This is a genomic window from Brevibacterium sp. CBA3109 (genome assembly GCF_040256645.1).
In the GTDB taxonomy this organism is placed as follows: Bacteria; Actinomycetota; Actinomycetes; order Actinomycetales; family Brevibacteriaceae; genus Brevibacterium; species Brevibacterium koreense.
This window is the reverse complement of the sequence record NZ_CP158281.1, coordinates 1,540,012-1,561,116: the sequence shown is the minus strand read 5'-3', so window position 1 is coordinate 1,561,116 and position 21,105 is coordinate 1,540,012. Positions and strand designations below refer to the sequence as shown.

The following is a 21,105-nucleotide window of genomic DNA, read 5'->3' as shown; positions in this document are numbered from 1 at the left end:
GTTTCCTTTACTCTCCCATGGTCAAAAGCCTTGATGGCCTGGCCTTAGCCACACACGAGTTGCATGGCTGTAGGTTCAGGAGCGACATGGAGCAACGAATGGCTCCAGCACCGCAACAACTCTACCAATTGTAGAGCGCTGTCGACAAATTCATCACCTTTGACTGTACCTCCTCTGGCAGGGGCTGTCGCAAGCGTCGAATTCGCCTATTTCGCGTCGGGATCCACGTAGGGAACGCGTCCTTTGACCACAGTCAGCCCTTCGACGAGCGAAGAACCGATCACGGCCGCGACGATCGTGAAGAACGCCACAGTTCCGTCCAGCCAGATTGCGTCTTTGAGCCGCCAGATGACGATCATGAAGATGAACGCTTTGAAGAGGAAGCCCATGCCCAAGAATCCGGCGATCGCCGTCAACCCCATGTTGCGGCCCGCATACATGATGACCAGGGTGATGATGATGAAGACCGCGGCCAGTCCACCGCCGACAGCACCGCCGTTGAGTCCTTTGAAATCGGATACGAGGTAGCCGATGCCCATTCCGAGCACGGCGACAGCAACGACGAGGATCGCCCCGCGGATCAACATGGTCCTCCAGACTCTGGTCCACGCTGCTTGAACGTAGGTCTCCTGACGACGTGACTCATCGGTCATGAGATTTCCTCTCTGGCTTTCTGGCGGACCCGCAGGGGGTAGAACGTGAAGATCAGGGTGATGGCGAACAGGCCGCCGACGATGCAGACCACGTAGACCCACGACATCAGGAGCAGCATGACTGAGCCGAAGGCGATCAGTGCGGTCCAGCTGTAGAGGATCAGCACTGCCCGGGCATGCGAATGTCCCAGACTGAGCATTCTGTGATGAAGGTGCTTGGCGTCAGCGGAGAACGGTGATTGGCCGGCCATGAGTCGGCGGACGACAGCCAGTCCCAGGTCGAGCAGAGGCAGGAACATCACTGCAATCGGCAAGATGATGGGCAGGAATGTCGCGAACACACGCTCTTCGCCCAGAAATGCCGGATCGACCTGCCCGGTCACACGGATCGTCGACGCGGCGAGCAGCAGACCGATGAGCATCGACCCCGAATCGCCCATGAAGATCCGCGCGGGATTGAAATTGTGAGGCAGAAAGCCGAGGCAGGCGCCGACGAGGATCGCGGTGATCAACGACGCCAGGTTCGCATAGGACTCAGGGGATGTATCCCGGGCCAGCCCGTAGGAATAGATGAAGAATGCGCTGCCGCCGATCGCCACGACTCCTGCGGCCAGTCCGTCGAGTCCATCGACGAAGTTCACGGCATTGATCGTCACCAGGACGACAAGGATGGTGATGATGATCGACATCCGCGGCGATGCGATGATCACTCCCCCGAACGGAATCGACAGCAGCGCCACTCCGTTGATTGCCATGAAGCCCGCGGCCAGCGCCTGACCTGCGAGTTTGGTCATCCAGTGGAGATCCCAGATGTCGTCGATGATGCCCAGCACACATAGCACCGTGGCGGCGCCCGCGATGCCGATGATGGGGGCCATATCGACGAAGATTCTCTGCAGGAACGGGGTCTGTGAGGCGAAGATGAGGCCGACGATCACCGCTCCGAACATCGCGACTCCGCCCAACCTCGGCGTCGGAACGGAATGCACGTCCCGTTCACGCAGGGGCGAGAAGATGAGGCCGCGCTCGGCCACCCTCCTGACCATCGGGGTCAACAGGTAGGCCACAAGGGCCGAGATGATGAGGATGAAGAGGTAGGCGCGCACTCAGCCGTCCAGGTCGAGGATGTCGGGGACGATGTCACGCAGTTCCTCGATGGTCACAGGCCCTTCGCGCACGATTCGGGGAACATCTCCGGTGAGGTCGACGATCGTCGAAGAGACTCCCGACACGCGGGCTCCCCCGTCGACGTAGATGTCGACATCGTCGCCCAGCATCTCCATCGCCTCATCCGCTGAGGTGGCTGCGGGCTGACCGGAGATGTTGGCGCTCGAGACGGCCAGTGGCCCCGTACGGCCCAACAAAGCGAGAGCGTATTCGTCGTCGGGCATCCGCACCGCAACTGTGCCATGGGTGTCGCCGAGGTCCCAGTCCAACGACGGCTGAGCATTGGCGATGATCGTCAGCGGTCCTGGCCAGAATTGGGCGGTCAGCGACAACATCCTCTCGTCGACGCCGTCGACGAGGCCGAAGACGGTCTCCGCTCGGGGGACGAGAACCGGCGGCGGCATGTCGCGTCCGCGTCCCTTCGCTGCAAGCAGAGCGGAGACGGCTGAGGCGCTGAACGCGTCTGCGGCGATGCCGTACACGGTGTCCGTGGGAATGACGAGCAGATTGCCCGTTTCGCTGACCCTGGCACATTCGTCAAGGACAAGATCACGGATGTCGCTTTGGGTGACGTCGAATCGTCTCGACACGAATTCTCCGTTTCGAATCATGGTGGTCAGTAGCCCGAACCGGGTGGTCCATGGTCACAGGTCGACCCCTGTCACACGATGTGCCACCGTGTAGCGGTCGCGTCCAGTGTAGTCCGGGTAGGTTGCGGCCCGCCTGAGACTGGCCGTGGACATGATGAGTTCACAGGCTTGCGGACCCTGCTCTTCGGAATGTTCCATGATGAAGAATCCACCGGGACGCAGCAACTTCTCCGCCTGCAACAGGATGAGTCGCGGGATTTCCAAGCCCGTCGAACCTCCGTAGAGAGCGGCAGCCGGATCATGTTCGCGTACCTCGGCATCGCGGGGCACAGCGTCATCGGGCACGTAGGGAGGGTTGGTCACGACGACGTCGGCCCTGCCCCACAGGTCTGGTCGGTCATCGGCGAATCTCGTCGCGTCACCGCGGATCAGCTCGACTCTCGAATCGCCGAGGTTGACCGACGCCAGATTCTTCAGCGACCAGTTCAGGGCCTCGGCTTCGGACTCGACGCCGATGATGGCCAGCCGCGGATGTTCGGTGGCCAGGGAGAGCGTTATCGCGCCCGAACCGGAGCACAGATCGATGACTAAGCCCTCGTGTGCGTTCTGTTGCCTGTCCAGCTCCTCGAGGACCTCTGTGACGAGGAGCTCAGTCTCGGGCCGGGGGACGAAGACTCCAGGACCGACCTGCAGTTCGAGGTGACGAAACGCTGCGACTCCGATGATGTGCTGTAGTGGGACCCGCTGACGCCGCCGGTCGACGAGTTGTGCGAAGACTTCGGTGACTCCGGCGGGAACAGACTCGCCGAAGAGGCGTTTGCGCGCCAGGTCGGAGGCGTCGATTCCCCATGCGTGGGCGAGTAGAGCCGCGGAGTCAGGGTCGGGATTGGGTACATCGGCGTCGGCCAGCAGCTGGGAGGCCCCGCGCAGCACCGTCGACACGTCCTCTTCAGAAGCGGGCGGGCGCGGATTCAGGTCAGTCTCCCAGCGCGTCGAGTCGTGCTGTTTTGTCAGCCTCACGGCAGGAACCGATGACAGGGTCGAGGTCGCCGGCGAGAACCTGGTCAAGGTTGTAGGCTTTGTACCCAGTCCGATGATCCGTGATCCGGTTCTCGGGGAAATTGTAGGTGCGGATGCGTTCCGAACGGTCAACCGTGCGAACCTGGGACCGTCGAATGTCCGCGGCCTCGGCTGCGGCTTCCTCGGCCTGTTTGGCCAGGATGCGGGCGCGCAGCATCCGCAGTGCTGCTTCCTTGTTCTGCAGCTGCGATTTCTCGTTCTGACAGCTGGCGGTGATGCCCGTCGGCACATGGGTGATACGCACGGCGGAGTCCGTCGTGTTCACGGACTGACCGCCGGGGCCCGAAGATCGGTAGACATCGATGCGCAGATCGTTGTCATCGAGCGCCACTTCTTCCGGCTCGTCCACTTCCGGAAACACGAGCACGCCAGCAGCCGAGGTATGGATGCGTCCTTGGGATTCGGTCACGGGCACGCGTTGGACCCTGTGGACACCACCTTCGAACTTCACCCACCCGTAGGCACCGTCATCCTTGGCCTTCAGTGCCAGGGTCACGTCTTTGTAGCCTCCGAGGTCAGAATGCGTGGCATCCAGGATCTGCGAGGACCATCCGCGCGAGTCGATCCAGCGCTGGTACATCCGCAGAAGATCTCCTGCGAACAGCGCGGATTCGTCGCCACCCTCACCAGCTTTGATCTCGATGATCGCATCGCGTGCATCGTCGGGGTCGCTGGGAACCAAGAGGTCTCTGAGTTCGGCCTCGACGTCCGAGGCTTCCTCGTGCAGGCGTGTGGCCTCAGCGCCGAATTCGGCATCGTCGGCCGCGAGCTCTTCCGCGGCGGCGGCATCGTCTTCGAGCTGGGCGAACCGACGAGCGGTCACAGCGACCTTGTCGAGTTCTGCGTAGCGCCTGGTCAGCTTCTTGGCGCGGCCAGCGTCAGCGTGCACTGCAGGATCGGAGAGTTCCGACTGCAGACGTGCATGCTCGTCGAGCAGTGCGCTGACGCTGGCCGTGAGGGTGTCATCGTCGGCCATCTCAGTTGTTGTCGGTGGCGGACTTTTGCATGGGCGTCGTCTTCTGCACCTGCATCAGGAATTCGACGTTCGAGCCGGTTTCCTTCAGCTTCGACATGAGGAGTTCGACAGCTTGCTGCTGCTCGAGTCCGGACAACACGCGACGAAGCTGCCACATGACCTTCATCTCTTCAGTGGTCATCAGCATCTCTTCGCGGCGGGTGCTCGACGCGTTGACGTCGACGGCCGGGAAGATGCGCTTGTCGGCGAGCTGGCGCGACAGACGCAGCTCCATGTTGCCGGTGCCCTTGAACTCTTCGAAGATGACCTCGTCCATCTTGGAACCGGTCTCGACGAGGGCTGTGGCCAAAATGGTCAGCGAGCCGCCGTTTTCGATGTTGCGGGCTGCACCGAAGAAACGCTTCGGCGGGTAGAGCGCGTTCGCGTCGACACCACCGGAGAGGATGCGGCCCGAGGCCGGCTGCGCAATGTTGTAGGCGCGGCCGAGGCGCGTGATGTTGTCGAGAAGCACGACGACGTCAGAACCCATTTCGACAAGACGCTTGGCCCGCTCGATCGCCAGTTCGGCGATCGTCGTGTGATCATCGGCCGGACGGTCGAAGGTCGAAGCGATGACTTCGCCTTTCACCGCACGCTGCATGTCCGTGACTTCCTCGGGACGTTCGTCGACGAGGACGACCATCAGGTGGACTTCCGGATTGTTCTCGGTGATCGCATTGGCGACCTGCTGCATGATCATCGTCTTGCCCGCCTTGGGCGGCGCCACGATGAGACCACGCTGGCCCTTGCCGATCGGAGTCACAAGGTCGATGAGCCGTGTCGAATGCTGCTTCGAGGTGGTCTCGAGGCGCATCCTCTCCTGCGGGTAGAGCGGAGTCAGCTTCGAGAACTCGACACGGCTGCGGGCTTCGTCAACGGTCAGACCATTGACAGAGTCCAGTCGCACCAGGGCGTCGAACTTCTCACGCTTGCTGTTGCGGTCGTTATCGCGAGGCTGGCGGATGGCGCCGGCGACGGCGTCGCCCTTGCGCAGCTGGTTCTTGCGCACCATCGAGGCCGAGACATAGACGTCGTTGGGGCCAGGCAGGTAACCCGAGGTGCGCAGGAACGCGTAGTTGTCATGCACGTCGAGGATACCGCCGACGGGGATGAGCACGTCATCATTGCGGATCTCGGGCTCGTCGTTGCCGCGTCCTCCGCGACGTTTGCGGTCACGGTCACGACCGCGTCCGCGACGGTTGCCACGGTCGTCGTCGTCGTTGTTGTTGCGACCCCGTTGATCGTTGTTGCGGTCGTTGTCGTCGTTCCGACGATTGCGGCCGTTTCCACGATCGTTACGGTCACTGCTGCGATCGTTACGGTCGCTGTCGTCGTTCTGACGATTGCGACCGTTTCCACGATCGTTACGGTCACTGCTGCGATCGTTACGGTCACTGTTGCGATCGTTACGGTCGCTGTCGTCGTTCTGACGATTGCGACCGTTTCCACGATCGTTGTTGCGATCATTGCGGTCACTGTTGCGATCATTCCCGCGGTCGTTGTCATCGTTCTGACGAGCGCGGCCGTTTCCGTGATCGTTGCGGTCCGCCCGCTCACCCGAGTCATCGGAGCTGTGTCCGGTGTCCTCGTTCTGGGCCTCGGCGCCACGTGAGCGCGAACGACTGCGACGCGAACGCTGCTTGTCGGGCTCACCAGTCGAATCGGACGAATTGTCGTCTGTGGTCGGCGTTTCGGCGACAGTGGAGGCCTCAGCCGAATTCGCTGCAGCAGCTTCGCCCTGCGAGGCGGTGGCGTCATCGTCAGACGTCGCAGCTGCACTGCGACGAGCCTGCCGCCGATTGGCTTCTGCGGGCGCTTCGTTGGAATCGCGCTTGTCTTCCTTGACTTCCTTCTCGGGAGCTGCGGAAGCGGCCGGTGCGGTCTTCGGGGCTGCTTGAACCTGCCCCGAACCGCCCTGTGCGCCATTGTGGTTGTTGATGGCGTCGATCAGTTCGCCTTTGCGAAGTCGACGGTACCCTTTGATCCCGAGTCCCGCTGCCATTTCCTGGAGCTGGGGCAGACGCAAAGCGGTCAGACTGCCGGTGCGTGGTGTGGAATCTTGAGTAGTGGTTTCAGACACGAAGGTCCTTCTCCCTCTTTCGGCCGTGCGGCAAGAGCCGTTTACTCACGGCGACGGAAACACCATTGACGGTGCATTGTGAAAGATAACCTGCCTAAGAATGAGCAGGAGACGTTCCAGAATTTGTGAAAAGACAGTGGATTCGCGATACATACCGCAGAATCCGATCACTGACGGAACACTCTTAGTTTACGTGCTCAACGGCGTTCACGCGAATCCGATGGCTGGTTCATTTCTTTGAGGCGATATCCGCCGAGGTCAATGGAGGTGTGAATGAGTGTCACCGCTTCTGAGACCAGTGCCGGGGGAACCGTGCTCGCGAGTACGAGGACGGTGGGTCCGGCACCCGAGATCACGGCGGGCAGACCCTCGGCGCGCAGAGCATCGACGAGCGACATCGACTCGGGATACGCATCACGTCGAAATTCCTGGTGCAGACGATCCTCGGTGGCCTCCAGCAGAACCGAGGAATCGGTGACGAAGCCATGGATGAGCAGTCCGGCCCGCGCGGAGTTCTCTGCAGCGACCTCATGTTCGATGGAAGCAGGGATCACGCTTCGAGCGATCTCCGTGTCCAGACGCACGTCGGGCACCAGCACGGTCACCTCGGAGATGGTGTTGGCCGGTACCTGCCACGACCGTGCAGGATCCGGCAGGGAGATGGTCACTCCCCCGGAGACGGCAGGCGCCGCATTATCAGGGTGGCCCTCGAGTTCGGAGGCGAGCTCAAGCACACGCTGCCTGCTCAGCTTCGGACCTCCGGCGTGAGCGCCGACCTCACCGGCCAGCGCAATGGCGCCCACGATCGCCGCCGCGGAGGACCCAAGGCCGCGAGAATGGGGTATCCGGTTGACACATTCCAAGCTGAGCCGCTCCCCCAGGCCGGCGGGGGCCTCCGGATACTCTGCATTGAGCACATCGCCGATCACCCGCATGATGAGATGGGACCGATCCGTCGGCAGCGTCTCAGCGCTCTCCCCCGTCACGCTCACGCAGGTGCTGGGGTCGACAGGGTCATCATGGATCGTCAGAGTCAGCGTATCGAAGATCCCGAGAGCAAGGCCGAAGGCATCATAACCGGGGCCCAGGTTCGCCGAGGTCGCCGGAACCTCGATCTGGATCCTCACGCTCACCTGTCTTCGAGCCCGAGAGCCCGTGCCGCGCTGACGGCGTCGACGGAGACCCGCTTCGGCTCGATCTCGGAACCGTCAGCCGTGTGCAGTGCCCAGCTGGGATCTTTGAGGCCGTGACCGGTCACGGTGACCGCGATCGTCGCCCCGGCAGGGACCTTGCCCGCCTCGGACATCTTCAGCAGACCAGCCACCGAAGAGGCCGAACCGGGTTCGACGAAGATTCCCTCTTCCCGGGACAGGATCTTGTGCGCGCGCAGGATTTCATCGTCGGTGACCGAATCGATGACTCCACCGGAGGAATCGCGGGCCTCGACGGCCTGCTGCCAGCTGGCCGGATTGCCGATCCGGATGGCCGTGGCGATCGTATCGGGTTCGTCGACGGGGTGGCCGAGCACGATCGGTGCCGAACCGGCGGCTTGGAAGCCCCACATCTGCGGCAGGCGCGTGGCGGCTCCGATTTCTTGATACTGGCGGTACCCCTTCCAATACGCGGTGATATTGCCGGCATTGCCCACAGGCAGCACGTGGATGTCGGGGGCGTCGCCCAGGACGTCGACAACTTCGAAGGACGCGGTCTTCTGTCCCTCGATGCGATCCGGGTTGACGGAGTTGACGAGGTGAACTGGGTAGGACTCGGAGAGCTTCCGGCACAGAGTCAGGCAGTCGTCGAAGTTTCCATCAACTTCAAGCAGCGTGGCCCCATGGGCGATGGCCTGGCTCATCTTGCCCGGAGCAATCTTGCCGGTGGGCACGAGCACGGCACAGGTGAGTCCAGCCTTGGTGGCGTAGGCCGCTGCCGAGGCCGAGGTGTTGCCTGTCGAGGCGCAGATCACGGCTTTCGCACCCTGAGCCACGGCCTTCGTGATGGCCATCGTCATGCCCCGGTCTTTGAAAGACGCTGTCGGGTTGAGGCCTTCGTACTTCACCCACACGTTCGCTCCGGTGAGCTCACTGAGCTTCTCCGCGTGAATGAGCGGTGTCCCGCCTTCGCCCAGAGTCACAGCCGGTGTGGTCTCGGCAATATTGAGAAGGCTGCGATATTCCTCGACAACGCCCTGCCACTGCTTTTTGGGAAACTCGGTCATTCTCACTGTCCTTCTACACGGATCACGGATTTGACGGCGCGCACCACGGTGAGGCCGCCGAGGCGGTCGACCGTCTCCCGCAGGATCGCGTCGGTGTTCGAGTGGGTGGCGAGCACGAGCTTCGCGTGCTGAGTGCCCTGGTCGTCGACCTCTCCCACGGTCTGGCGCATGAGTTCGATCGATGCGCCCTCGTCGGAGAAGATCTCGGAGACTGCGGCGAGGACACCCGGGCGATCGACCACGTCGAGCGTGATGTGGTATCGGGTGGTGATCGCCGATATCGGCAGGATCGTCGAGTCCTCGTGGAAGGGACGCTCATACTGGCCCCGACCACCGAGAACCTTGCGACGGGCCACGGACACCACATCGCCGAGGACCGCAGACGCGGTCGGTTCGCCGCCGGCGCCCTGCCCGTAGAACATCAGTGACCCAGCAGCCTCGGCCTCGATGAAGACCGCGTTGTAGGCTCCGCGCACTGTTGCAAGAGGGTGACTGCGTCCCAGCAGCGCCGGGTAGACGCGAGCGGACAGCCCCGGCCCGGCGGGCGATTCGCTGACGCGTTCGCAGACGGCGAGGAGTTTGATGACGAATCCCTGGTCCCGAGCCGTGGCGACCATCTCCGGCGTGATTTCTTCGATGCCTTCAACGTGGACATCGTCGATCGAGACCGGAGCGTGGAACGCCAGCGACGAAAGAATCGCGGCCTTCGCAGCGGCATCATGGCCACCGATGTCAGCGCTTGGGTCCGCCTCGGCGTATCCCAGCTCCTGCGCGGTCGTGAGCGCTTCGTCGAAGCTCCAGCCTTCGGAATCCATCTGGTCGAGGATGTAGTTGGTGGTGCCGTTGACGATGCCCATGATTCGGTCGATCCGGTCCCCTGCCAGCGAGTCGCCGACGGGACGGATGATGGGAATGGCACCGGCGACGGCGGCTTCGTGCTCGAGACGGACACCGGCCGCGTCTGCCGCAGACATGAGCTCACCGTAGTTGGCAGCCAGCAGAGCCTTGTTGGCGGTGACGACGGAGGAGCCATGGTCGAGTGCCGAGCGGATGAGCGTTTTGGCAGGCTCGATGCCTCCCATCAGCTCGATGACGATATCGGCGTCGGCGATGGCCGCCTCCGCATCTGTCGTCAGCAGGCTCGGGTCGATCCCCGGGCGCTGCTTCGAGGTGTCGCGGACGACGATTGCGCTCAGTTTCAGAGGCGCACCGATCCGTTCGGCCAGAGCCTCGCTCCGGTTCTGGATACGGGTGGCGACCTCGGTGCCGACGACTCCACATCCGAGCATGGCAACTTTCAAAGCCTGCATTAGTTCACCTTTTCGCTGTCTTCAATGGCACTCATACCCGCTCTCAAACGTTCATTCCCGGATCGCTGCGCAACATCTGAGAGTAGTCCTCGGGCGTCACGATCCACTCAACCTTATCCGTTGTCACGGCCAGGACCCCCGGTTTGGGCAGGTGGTTGTAGTTATTGGCCAGTGACCGGCAGTAGGCACCGGTGCTCGGGACTGCGACGAGGTCGCCGGAGGACACATCGGATCCCATGTATTCGTCTCGGACGATGATGTCACCGGATTCGCAGTGCTTGCCCACGACGCGCACGATGGCAGGTTCGGAACTGGAGTTCCGATTGGCCAAGGTACACGAATAGTCAGCATCGTAGAGAGCTGTCCGAATGTTGTCGCTCATCCCCCCGTCGACGGCGACGTAGGTGCGCACGCCATTATCGGTGTCGACGTCTTTGACGGTGCCGACCCGGTAGAGGGTGAACATGGACGGTGACACGATCGCGCGTCCGGGCTCGATGGAGATCCGCGGCACATTCGTGCCCAGTCCGCGGCACTCCTTGGCGACCACTTCGGCGAGCTCCCGAGCCATCTCAGCCACCGGAATGGGGGTGTCCTGTGAGGTGTAGCGGATTCCGAAGCCACCTCCCAGATCGACATCGGGCAGATCGACACCATGTTCGGCCATGATCTCTGCTCGCAGAGCCAGGACACGGGCGGCAGCAACCTGGAAGCCGGAGATGTCGAAGATCTGCGAGCCGATATGCGAGTGGAGGCCGTCGAAACGCAGATGCGATGAGTTCGCCACGGCCTCGGCGGCCCTCGCTGCGGTTCCGGCGGAGACGGAGAGACCGAATTTCTGGTCCTCATGCGCTGTGGCGATGAAATCGTGGGTGTGGGCCTCCACTCCCACCGTGACACGCAGCATCACCGGGGCAACGGTGCCCTTGGCGGCCGCGATCGATTCGAGCAGGGAGATCTCGTCGAGGCTGTCGACGAAGATCCGTCCCACACCGTAGTCGAGTGCATATTCGAGCTCGGCCACAGATTTGTTGTTGCCGTGCAGTCCGACCCGGTCGCCTGGAACTCCTGCTGCCCGGGCCACCATCATCTCTCCCAGGGAACAGGTGTCGAGACCAAGGCCTGCCTCATGGACCCACCGGGCGACAGCGGTGCACAGGAATGCCTTTCCCGCATAGAAGACGTCGACTCCGGCCAGGCCCTTGTCTGCGGAGAAGGCGGCCGAGTAGGCGCTGACGTAGTTCTCGGCCCGGGCGGTGAAGTCAGCGACGTCCATGACGAGGGTCGGGGTTCCGTAGCGTTCTGCGAGGTCGGTGACTGTGTGCCCGGCGACGGTGAGAACACCGGAGTCGGACTTCGTCACATTGTCCGACCACAGGCTGGGCAGGAGCGCGTTGACGTCTTCGGGGTAGGGCAACCACACGGGTGCGGGTGTGGCGTGCATGGTGCCGGCGATGTGGGCAGGCATTACATCCTCTCCGGGGCGCAGGCGCCCAGTAGTCGAAGTCCTGTGGCCAGGACGATGATGGCGGCTCGGTCGAGGACCAGCCGGGAAGCGTGGAGCCGCGTGATGTCCTCGTCGACGCTCGGTGTCACGGGGCATGCGTCCGCCCAGTCCAGAAACAGCTGGGATGCGGCTTCGAGGAGGCAGGTGATGCGCTGTGGTTCGCCGAGGGAGGCGGCGCGGCCCGTCGTGGTGATGAAGTCGGCCAGCGCTGCAGCCAGCGCAGTCTCAGTGTCATCGGTCAGGGTGTAGGGATCGAAGTCGGAGGCATCGATCCCAGCCGATGTTGCACGGCGTTCGATTCGGCAGGCTGAGGCGTGGGCAAACTGGACGAGGTACACAGGGTTGTCCGGGTGGGCCCTGCGCAGCAATCTCATATCGCCCAGATGCGATGACGCTGCGGCGCCACGTGCGGCCGTGAAGCGAAGGACGTCGGTCCCCACAGCGGGGTGCAGCGCCTGCAGCTCGCAGCTGGAGGAGAGGCGACAGTTGACTGTGGTTTCGATGCGCGCTGCCGTGTCATGATCTCGACCGAATGGCGTGTCGGCGCTGACGATGTCAGCGGCGATCTGGGCGAGGCTGCTGGGACTGACAGTAATGTTGAGGAACCCGGGTCCAGCGACGTCGACTCGGGTCACTCCGGCGTAGTCGCGCAGCATTGCCGCGATCTCCTCTGCCAGGCTCCTGGGCTCGGTGTGCAGAGTCGCAGCACTGCGCAGTGCGATGGTCGAGACCCAGTCACCGTGACGCTGTGCCTGCGACCGGCGAAGGGTCGGGCTCGCAACAGGCCCGCTGTCGATACCTCGTGCGGCGGCGGCGCTCGCCAGCGCACGCGCCAGAGCGGTCTGCAGAAGTTCCGGGGTCACTCGATCAGATTACTCGTGTCCGGTTGTCGACGGCGAATCAGGTGCCATAGTCCTCAGCATCGTCTTCAGCATCCTCTCGGCTCGTGGGGTGCCCAGATCAGATCGAGCCGGGGCGGCAGGCGGAGAAGCTGACTGCGAACTTCACCGCGATGGAGGCCAGTACCACGGCATAAGCGGGCCACGTAGCGTCAAAATTCTGGATCAGGAAAGCGAAGATCAGCGGGCCGGTCGCAGCCATCAGGTAGCCGCCGCCTTGGACGAAGCCCGACAGTGCTGCCGAGGCTTCGGCGCTGCGAGAGCGCAGGGTGATCAGTGTCAGGGCCAGTGGGAACGTCGAGATTCCGATGCCCAACAGGACCGTCCACAGCACCGGTGCGACTTCGGGGATGAGCCACAGACCGAGGTACCCGGCGGCCAGGCAGCAGCAGAAGGCAATGACGATCGGTGAAGCGGTGGACATCTTCTGTGCGAGAAGCGGCAGGACGAACCCGAGGACGAGGGGGATGGCAGTCACAAGGGCGAGCATGGCTCCCGCGAATGCCGGGTCGAAGCCCGAGCGTGTCAGCAGGGTGGGCAGCCATGTGAATAGGATGAAGTTGTTGAAGGAGGTCAGCCCGGTCATCGTCATCAGTGCCCAGGCACGACGGGTCTTGACCAGTCGCAGAAGTTCGCTTCCGCCGACGACTGTGGCCGAGACCTGAGAACGGGGTGCAGGTTTGAGCACGACGATCACGACCCAGACGGCGATCCCCACTGCTGCGGAAGCAGCCCACACGAGCAGTGACCCTCGCCATTCGAACTTCGACGCCAGAGGCACTGCCACGAGCGGGGGGATGAATGTCCCCAGCTGCAGCAGGCCCACGTGCACTGTCGACATCAGTGCGACACGATCAGGGAAGTAGGACTTCACGATCGGTGGCACAACCACATTGCCGATGCCCATGCCCAGCAGTGCGAGGATGCTGAGCGCCAGGAAGATCGCGGGAGAGTCGACAACCGCACGCAGGCCCAGACCCGCCGTGATCATGATCATGACTGCCAGAGAGATCGTCAGACCAGAGAAGCGGTTGTACAGCCGTGGTGTGATGAAGCCGCTGATTCCGTAGAGCAGCGGCGGCAGCATTCCGATGATTGCCAGAAAGACCGCGCTGAGATGGATCTCGGCGCCCATGGCATCCAGCAGAGGTGACAGTCCCGTCACGCCTGGACGCAAGTTGAATGCGGCGACAACGATTCCGATGACGATCAGAACAGATGCCCACGCAGATTTCATGCCTGCATTTCTATCATCCTCACCACTGCATCAGCCTCGGCGGGGTCAGTTCTCCTGTTTGTGTCCTTCGACCGGTGACAGCTGTGCGGCCCGTCTGGCCGGTGCCAAGGCGGAGAGCAGGCCGGCGAGGATCGCCACCAGCAGGATGCCCAATGTGGCGGGAAGCGACCAGTCAACGATCAGCCGATGGGAATAGTCGTGGGAGATCAGCCGGGTGCCGACAATGCCGAGTGCCCCGCCGAGGAGGAGGCCGATGACTGCCGCCACTGAGGAGATGAGAGTGGCTTCGAGAGCGAGGAGCGACCTGAGCTGGGAGATGCTCAGGCCCAGCGCCCGCAGCAGAGAGTTCTCGCGCCGACGTTCGATCACCGACAAGCTCACCGTGTTTGAGACACCGAGCAAGGCGATGAGGACCGCGATGAACAGCAGGGCCACAGCAACGATGAGGAAGACGTCGATGATTTCGGAGTATTGGCCCCGGGTCACTGCTGAACCACCCACGTCGTCACTGGTGACGTCGAGTTCTTCAGCCACATCCTGTTGGATCCGGAAGATATCGGCGACCGAGGCATTCGGATCGACCTTGACCAGAACTGCAGTGGAGGTTGCGGACACGCCCAGATCGTTGCCGACATCTGGGGTGGTGAAGAACACCAGGCTCGAGTCGCCGGACTTTTCAACCGGTACCGTCGCCTCGGTGAGGCCCTTGATGCGGATGCTGTCGGGAGCGAAATCGTCGGGGACGAGCACTTTCCCCGGAACCGGCACCTCGGCGCCCTCGCTGAGCACGGTCCGCGCGGAATCAGGATCGATGCCGTAGAGCTCCGGGGACGGATCCCCGAGTTCGCCGAGCACCTGTGCCCGATGAGCGACGACGACGGCCTCCACGCCCGCGATGTCACGTAAGCCAGCTGCTTCGTCACGGTCGACCGCGGTGTCGAGCGGCACAGCGATGTCGACGGGATACCGCTGGTCGAGGCCGAACCCCAGCGTCGCCTTAGTGGACATTCCACCGACCAGAATGGTTGCCACCAGGGTGACACCGATAATGAGTGCGGTTGCTGTCGCCGCTGTTCGACGGGGATTGCGCAGGGTGTTCAGAGTCGCCAGTCGACCCGGGATGCCGAAGGGCCTGAAGATCAGTTCGCCGATCGCACCGACGATGGGCGGAATGATCATCACCGAGCACAGGATAAGGCCGAAGACGAGAAGTGCGCCCCCGAGTGCTCCGCCCAGGATCCACACCTGTGATCTCTCGATCAGACAGACAGAGGCGAGAAGGAGCACGACTCCGAGGCCGATGCTCGACCACCCGAAGATGTGACGCAGCCTGCCGTGGCGCGAAGCAGACAGGGACTCGTCGACGGGCTGCAGCGCTTCCAGCGGCGTCACCGCGATGGCACTGCGAGCTGGTCGGATGGTGGCGAACACAGTGAGAAGCACCCCAACGGCAATGCCGATCAACAGCGCCGAGGCTGGAACGCTCAGGCTCAGATAGTCAAACTCGTTGGGCCAGATCTGTTTCGCTCCTGCCGCGAGGCCGAAGCTGAAGCCTGCCCCGACAGCCGCACCGACGATCGACCCCAGCAACCCGACCAAGGCCCCGTCTGTGACCACAGACCCGTAGAGCTGAAGGCGTGAGGCTCCCAGGCAGCGCAACAGCGCCAGTTCACGTCTGCGCCCGGCCACGATCACGGAGAAGGTGTTGGACACCACCAGTATCGCTACGATGACGGAGATGCCGGCGAAGGCCAGGAGCAGCCAGGTGATGACCTCGTTGCCGCCGGAGAGTCGCTGAGCCTTGACGTCGATGGCATCCCCGACGGTCATCGCCTCCAGGCTTCCCTGCAGGGTTGAATCATCGATCGCCGCCTGCAGGCGTGTGCGGACCGCAGCCGGGTCAGCACCCTCGTCAAGTGCGACCTGGAGCGCGACGACATTCCCCTGCGCAGCGAAGTACTCCTGGTAGCTCGCCGAGGTCGTCATCCCGCGGTGCATGCCTGCAGTCGCCGGACTGCTTCCCATTGAGGCCAGACCGACGACGGTGAATATCGTGTCGCTCTGGCTCGGTCCCCGATAGATGGGCATCGAATCATCGTCAGGACCGACGGACACCGAGTCAACGGAGAAGCGGATCTCGTCGCCGATGCTCACGCCCAGATCTGTTGCAGTCGCCTTGTCCAGGACCAGGTCTGTGATCGAATCGGGGCGGGTGCCGTCGGTGATGGAGAACGTGTCCAGGCCCGGATCTGCAGGTGCAGGAGTCAGAGCAAACGTGCTCTCGGAGAATGACTGGCCCCGGCCGATCGTCGTCGTGCGAGCATGGACGGCCACCGTGCTCACTCCATCAGTCTGTTCCAGAGGCTTCTTCAGAGGAGAGACCTCCTGCCCGTCGACGAAGACGTCCTGGCTCGGGACGATGACGAGGTCAGATTTGGAGAATGTGTGCCCGACGGATTCCTTAAGGCTCGCCTGCAGTGAAGAGCTGAGGATCAGGGTTGAAACGACGAATCCCGCCGCCAGAGCGATACCGAGACCCACCGCGAGGAATCGCCCCCAGTGGATTCGGATTTCCGCCAGAGCAACTGCGATCACAGATCGCTCAGCTCACCCAGCGCCGAGACCACGGATTCATTGGTCGGCTGATGCACTTCTCCTCCAGCCCGACCGTCTTTGAGGAGCACGACTCGATCCGCGTGTGAGGCGGCCACGGGGTCGTGAGTGACCAAGATGATCGTCTGTCCATATCGGGTGGTTGCTCCATGCAGCAGGGCCAGAACCTCAGCTCCCGCCTGCGAATCAAGATTGCCCGTGGGCTCGTCGGCGAAGATCACATCGGGGCGAGTCAGGAGGGCGCGAGCCACGGCAACGCGCTGCTGCTGACCTCCGGAGAGTTCGTGCGGGCGGTGTTTGAGCCGGTCCCCCCAGCTCAAGCCGCTCGACGACTTCTGCCTTCCATTCCGGATCGATCCTCTTACGCGCCAGCGACACGGGCAGTTCGATGTTCTGCTCGGCACTGAGCGTGGGAACCAGGTTGAACGCCTGGAAGATGAAACCGACGCGGTCACGCCGCATTTTGGTGAGTTCTTTGTCGTTGAGATCAGTGATGTCCCGGCCACCCATGGTGATGGTTCCGGAGTCGACTCTGTCGAGGCCAGCGAGGACATGCATGAAGGTGGATTTGCCTGAACCCGAGGGTCCCATGATCGCGCTGAATCTGCCGGCCTCGAAGTTCACCGTGATGCCATCGAGAGCTGTCACAGCGGTGTCACCGCGGTCGAAGCTCTTGCGCACGCAGTGCGCGCTGAGCACGACATCGGCCCTAGTCACGTCCGCAGGAATCGACATCACGGCCTTCATCAGCTGGTTGAGGTTCGTTACGGGCCACCCTAGTCGGCGGTAGCAGAAACCGCCCACCTCTGGTGATGAGGAGGGCGGCATGTGGTGCCCGCGACAGGATTCGAACCTACGACCTTCTGCTCCGGAGGCAGACGCTCTATCCACTGAGCTACGCGGGCAACGGATGCAATGCTATCACCGACCTGTGGTGCTTCCCAAAACGAAACCGCGTGCAATCGAGTCTCGATTGCACGCGGTTGTCAGCACCATCTCTCGAGGCTCAGGCGCCCTTCATGTCTTTGCGTCCAGGGACGTACTCCCAGTGCCAGAGTTCGTAGGAGTTGCGCTGAGCCCAGTCCGGGTTCTCCCAGCCGTACTTTTCAGCGTTTGCGACGAGCCAGTCATACTGCACACCGGATCCGTTCTGCGTTCCCGCACCCAGATCAAGGGCAATTCCCCAACCGTGGTTGGAGGTGCCGGGGCGAGCCGCGAATCCGGGTTTGCGTTCCGCGACGGAGATCTGGGATTCAAGCGACCGATACGAGTCGGTGACCGCCAGTTCCTTGCCTGTGTCCTTCTTGAACGCGGCGTTCATCTTGGCGAACGACACCGCAGCGTCAGAGCGCAATTTGTGCTTGCCGACGCCGATCTCGCACAGCCAGTCTTCGGGAACCTCACCGTTCGATGCCTCTCCTTTGGGCGCTTCGCCTTCGCACCCGGGAAGTACAGTCTTCGTGATGGCACGCGAAGCGGCCTCCACCTTGGTCTGCTTGGCGCTCGGAGCGCCGATAGCCATGCTCGTCTTCTCGTCGTCTGCCTTGATATCGGCTGAAACAGATTCGGAGTTGATAACGCGAGTCTGCGTATCGGCAGCGGTCTCGTCGACTTTGACTTCCTGGTTGCCGCTCATATTGCCGGCGATCATGACGGCCGCGATCGCAGTTCCTGTCACAGAGACAGTGGCCAAAGCCGAGAAGGTCGTCACCCGGCGACGACGCACCGAGCGCAGAAGAGATCCGTCCGATCCGCGGCTGCCCATCCGAGCGGCGACGAACGCCGAACCGCCGTGAGCGGGACGAGCTGAGGCTTCTTTGGCCATTGCCGCCCGACGCGGAGATCCGACGGCCGCTTTTGCTTCTGCAGCCATCGCTGCGCGACGCGGAGAAAGGGGCGCTGATGGAGTTGGATCCGAGTACTGCGACACCGATGTCGCACCCTGCTTGGAGAAGACAGATGACACCGACGAGGACGTATGCTGCTTGCGCAGATCGCGACGGCGAACCGGTTGCGCCTCTGCGGTCGAGGACTCACTCGACATATTACTCCGTACTGTTGTCCGTATTTCGGCCGCCATCTACCCCGGCGAACGAAAACCTTATGTCACAACACTATAACGACCTCGTTACAGATTGTCACTTTATGCTCACGCTTAGCGTGTGACCTGGGACTTCACATGATTTCGCCCCTCCCGGGGCACGATATGCCGTGCATTTGCGCGCTCCGGGAAGGGGGTTTAGTAACATATTGTTACAAATCAGTGGGCAAGTGGATGACGCATGTCACAGATCCACTGCCATCCGTGCGTGATGTCATGCTCAGTATTGGTATCGGCTCCGCTGCATGGCGTCCTGGACTTCCCCGACGAGTTCTTCCAAGACATCTTCGAGGAAGAGCAGACCCAGCACGTCTCCCTCCGCTGAGACGACCCGGGCCACGTGGATGCCGACCTTCTGCATCTGGGATAGGGCCTCTTCGACTTCATCACCCGCTGTCACCGTGAACAGGGGGCGGAATCTCTTCGCGGGAACCGGTGCACTGTATTCGAGCGTGCTGTCGGCGTAGAGGACGTCCTTGATATGGAGATAGTCCTGCGGGGACCCGTCCTTGTCGGTGACGAAATACCGCGAGAATCCGGTCTTTCCGACCATGGTGACGAGCTCATCAGGGGTCACACTTGACGAGATCGTGATCAGTTCGGACATTGGCACCATGATGTCGGCGGCTGTTTTGTCACTGAACTCCAGCGCGCCCTTGAGCAGTCCGGTGTCATCGGTGAGCAGACCTTCGCGCTTGGACTCGGCCACGATCGACTCTACCTGCTCGATCGTGAACGCCTCGTTGACCTCGTCGCGAGCCTCGATCTTGAACAGATGCAGGATCGAGTTGGCCAAACCGTTCAGCGGTTTGATGACGAAGCCGAAGACTCGGGAGAGGAATACGAGCGGGGGTGCCAACAGCATCACGGCGCGAGCTGACCCTGCCAGAGCCATGTTCTTCGGCACCATCTCCCCGATCACCACATGCAGATATGTGACGACACCGAGGGACAGGATGAAGGAGATCGTCGAGGACAGACCTGCCGGAATGCCAAGTCCTTCGAGCGGTCCGGACAGCAGATGGTGAATGGCAGGCTCCGCGACGTTGCCCAACAGCAGGGAGCAGACGGTGATTCCGAGCTGGCAGATCGCCAGCATCACCGAGACGTGTTCCATCGCGTAGAGAGCGGTCTTCGCAGCGGTCGACCCCTCCTGCGCTCGGGGCTCGAGCTGCGAGCGTTTGGCCGCTACCACAGCGAATTCGGCTGCGACGAAGAAGGCGTTGCCCAGAAGCAGGACGACGAGCCAGATGAGGCCCAACCAGTCAGCGCTCATCAGAACTCACCACCCTGTTCATAGCCGGCCGCGTCGGTCGCCCGAAGGAGAATACGCAATCGTTCGATGCGGCGACCGTGCATCCGTTCGACGCGGATCAGCGCGTCATCAGTGCGGATCTGATCCCCAGGTTCTGGGATCCGCCCCAACTCTTTGAGGACGAAACCCGCCAACGTCTCATAATCGGAGTCTTCCGGTATCTCGAGCCCGATCGTCGAGGAGACTTCGTCGGGACGAAGCTGTCCGGGAACGATCCATGTGCCATCGCGGGCAGGCCGTGCTGCCACTCGCATCCGGTCGTGTTCGTCGGCGACCTCGCCGACGAGTTCTTCGACGACGTCTTCGAGCGTCACGACACCGGCTGTGCCTCCGAACTCGTCGACGACGACGGCCAGCTGCAGGCCCTTGGCTCGAAGTTCCATCAGAAGCGGATCGAGCAGGAGTGTTTCAGGGATCTCGGTCACCTCGGTCATCAAACCTCCGGCGTATGCATCGTCGCGATTCGCCAGCGGAACCGCAAAGGCCTGCTTGACGTGGACGACGCCGACGATATGGTCCTTGTCTTCTCCGGCGACCGGGAATCGGGAGAATCCAGTCTCCCGTGCCTGCTCGATGATTGCTCGCGCGGTCGTGTCCTTGACCACCGATGACATGCGGGTGCGTGGAGTCATCACGTCCTCCGCGGTGCGCTCGGAGAAGCTCAGAGTCCGTTCGAGCAGATCAGCCGTCTGCTCATCGAGCATTCCCTCCTCGGCGGAGTGACGCACCAAAGATGTGAGCTCTTCGGGAGAGCGGCCGACCGAGCCCTCCTCCTGAGGCTCGATGCCCACAGACAACAGGATCTTGTTCGCAGTTCCATTGAGCACGCTGATCACGGGTTTGAAGGCAACGGAGAAGACATACTGCATCGGCGCGGCAATGCGACCAGTGGCCAACGGCACGGCGATCGCCAGGTTCTTGGGCACCAGTTCGCCGAATATCATCGACAGGATCGTGGACAGGATGAGTGCGATCGTCAGCGCGATCGGGGCAGCGAGCCCCGGACTGGCGCCCATCGATTCGAACACCGGAGCCAAGAGCTTGCCCAGAGACGGCTCCATCAGGTAACCGGTCAGAAGAGTGGTGATCGTGATGCCCACCTGGGCCGCAGACAGCTGAGTGGACAGATGGGTCATCGAACGGCGGAGAGTCTTGGCTCCGACCACGCCGTCCTCCACCGCCTTATCCGCAGTGTGACGATCGAGTGTGAGGAGGGAGAACTCAGCAGCGACGAAGACGCCGGTGCCACAGATCAGGATGAGTGCGAAGGCAAGGTACAGCCATTCCATCAGCGCCGTTCCCTGCCGTCCGCCGACAGGA

The 21,105-nt window shown here is 62.4% G+C and carries 16 protein-coding genes, 1 tRNA gene and 1 pseudogene; all 18 read right to left on the bottom strand.

The window, feature by feature from the left end:
- Positions 1-206: 206 nt before the first annotated feature.
- The 18 genes and pseudogenes from AAFP32_RS07215 to AAFP32_RS07130 all read right to left on the bottom strand — a co-directional run bounded on the left by AAFP32_RS07215 (position 207) and on the right by AAFP32_RS07130 (position 21,074).
- Positions 207-653 (bottom strand): hypothetical protein, encoded by a 447-nt coding sequence (locus AAFP32_RS07215; protein ID WP_350271234.1) that lies wholly within the window; start codon positions 651-653, stop codon positions 207-209.
- Positions 650-1,759, bottom strand: coding sequence for an MraY family glycosyltransferase (locus tag AAFP32_RS07210; protein ID WP_101620384.1), 1,110 nt, complete (start codon positions 1,757-1,759; stop codon positions 650-652). The genes AAFP32_RS07215 and AAFP32_RS07210 overlap by 4 nt, the downstream gene beginning before the upstream one ends.
- Complete coding sequence (locus tag AAFP32_RS07205; RefSeq protein ID WP_101620469.1) at positions 1,760-2,410, bottom strand: L-threonylcarbamoyladenylate synthase; 651 nt, start codon at positions 2,408-2,410, stop codon at positions 1,760-1,762.
- Positions 2,411-2,464: 54 nt separating this feature from the next.
- Positions 2,465-3,352 (bottom strand): peptide chain release factor N(5)-glutamine methyltransferase, encoded by an 888-nt coding sequence (gene prmC / locus AAFP32_RS07200; protein ID WP_350271233.1) that lies wholly within the window; start codon positions 3,350-3,352, stop codon positions 2,465-2,467.
- A 34-nt stretch (positions 3,353-3,386) separates the two neighbouring features.
- Entirely contained in the window at positions 3,387-4,466 is a 1,080-nt protein-coding gene (gene prfA, locus AAFP32_RS07195) for a peptide chain release factor 1 (protein ID WP_101620382.1), read from the bottom strand.
- Between the two features lies 1 nt (position 4,467).
- Positions 4,468-6,585 carry a transcription termination factor Rho gene (rho, locus tag AAFP32_RS07190; protein ID WP_350271232.1) on the bottom strand — a complete coding sequence of 706 codons (2,118 nt, stop codon included), beginning with the start codon at positions 6,583-6,585 and terminating at the stop codon, positions 4,468-4,470.
- 197 nt (positions 6,586-6,782) lie between these two features.
- A complete protein-coding gene (gene thrB, locus AAFP32_RS07185; protein WP_350271231.1) occupies positions 6,783-7,712 on the bottom strand; it encodes a homoserine kinase in 930 nt (309 codons plus the stop codon).
- Positions 7,713-7,714: 2 nt separating this feature from the next.
- Positions 7,715-8,803 carry a threonine synthase gene (gene thrC / locus AAFP32_RS07180; protein WP_350271230.1) on the bottom strand — a complete coding sequence of 363 codons (1,089 nt, stop codon included), beginning with the start codon at positions 8,801-8,803 and terminating at the stop codon, positions 7,715-7,717.
- Positions 8,804-8,805: 2 nt separating this feature from the next.
- Entirely contained in the window at positions 8,806-10,113 is a 1,308-nt protein-coding gene (locus tag AAFP32_RS07175) for a homoserine dehydrogenase (protein ID WP_350271229.1), read from the bottom strand.
- Positions 10,114-10,156: 43 nt separating this feature from the next.
- Positions 10,157-11,581, bottom strand: a complete 1,425-nt coding sequence (lysA, locus tag AAFP32_RS07170) for a diaminopimelate decarboxylase (RefSeq protein ID WP_350271228.1) — start codon at positions 11,579-11,581, stop codon at positions 10,157-10,159.
- Entirely contained in the window at positions 11,581-12,483 is a 903-nt protein-coding gene (locus AAFP32_RS07165; RefSeq protein WP_350271227.1) for a DALR anticodon-binding domain-containing protein, read from the bottom strand. Before AAFP32_RS07165 ends, lysA begins: the two co-directional genes overlap by 1 nt.
- 97 nt (positions 12,484-12,580) lie before the next feature.
- Positions 12,581-13,756, bottom strand: coding sequence for a CynX/NimT family MFS transporter (locus tag AAFP32_RS07160; protein ID WP_350271226.1), 1,176 nt, complete (start codon positions 13,754-13,756; stop codon positions 12,581-12,583).
- Positions 13,757-13,801: 45 nt separating this feature from the next.
- Entirely contained in the window at positions 13,802-16,351 is a 2,550-nt protein-coding gene (locus AAFP32_RS07155; RefSeq protein WP_350271225.1) for an ABC transporter permease, read from the bottom strand.
- Positions 16,348-17,116, bottom strand: a pseudogene (locus AAFP32_RS07150) (ABC transporter ATP-binding protein). Before AAFP32_RS07150 ends, AAFP32_RS07155 begins: the two are co-directional and overlap by 4 nt.
- A gap of 82 nt (positions 17,117-17,198) precedes the next feature.
- Positions 17,199-17,274 (bottom strand) — tRNA-Arg (locus AAFP32_RS07145).
- Between the two features lie 101 nt (positions 17,275-17,375).
- Entirely contained in the window at positions 17,376-18,413 is a 1,038-nt protein-coding gene (locus AAFP32_RS07140; protein ID WP_350271224.1) for a M15 family metallopeptidase, read from the bottom strand.
- Positions 18,414-18,690: 277 nt separating this feature from the next.
- Positions 18,691-19,746, bottom strand: a complete 1,056-nt coding sequence (locus AAFP32_RS07135) for a hemolysin family protein (protein WP_101620373.1) — start codon at positions 19,744-19,746, stop codon at positions 18,691-18,693.
- The gene (locus AAFP32_RS07130; RefSeq protein WP_350271223.1) at positions 19,746-21,074 is read right to left on the bottom strand and encodes a hemolysin family protein; all 1,329 of its coding nucleotides are present in this window, start codon (positions 21,072-21,074) and stop codon (positions 19,746-19,748) included. The genes AAFP32_RS07135 and AAFP32_RS07130 overlap by 1 nt, the downstream gene beginning before the upstream one ends.
- Between the last annotated feature and the right edge of the window lie 31 nt (positions 21,075-21,105).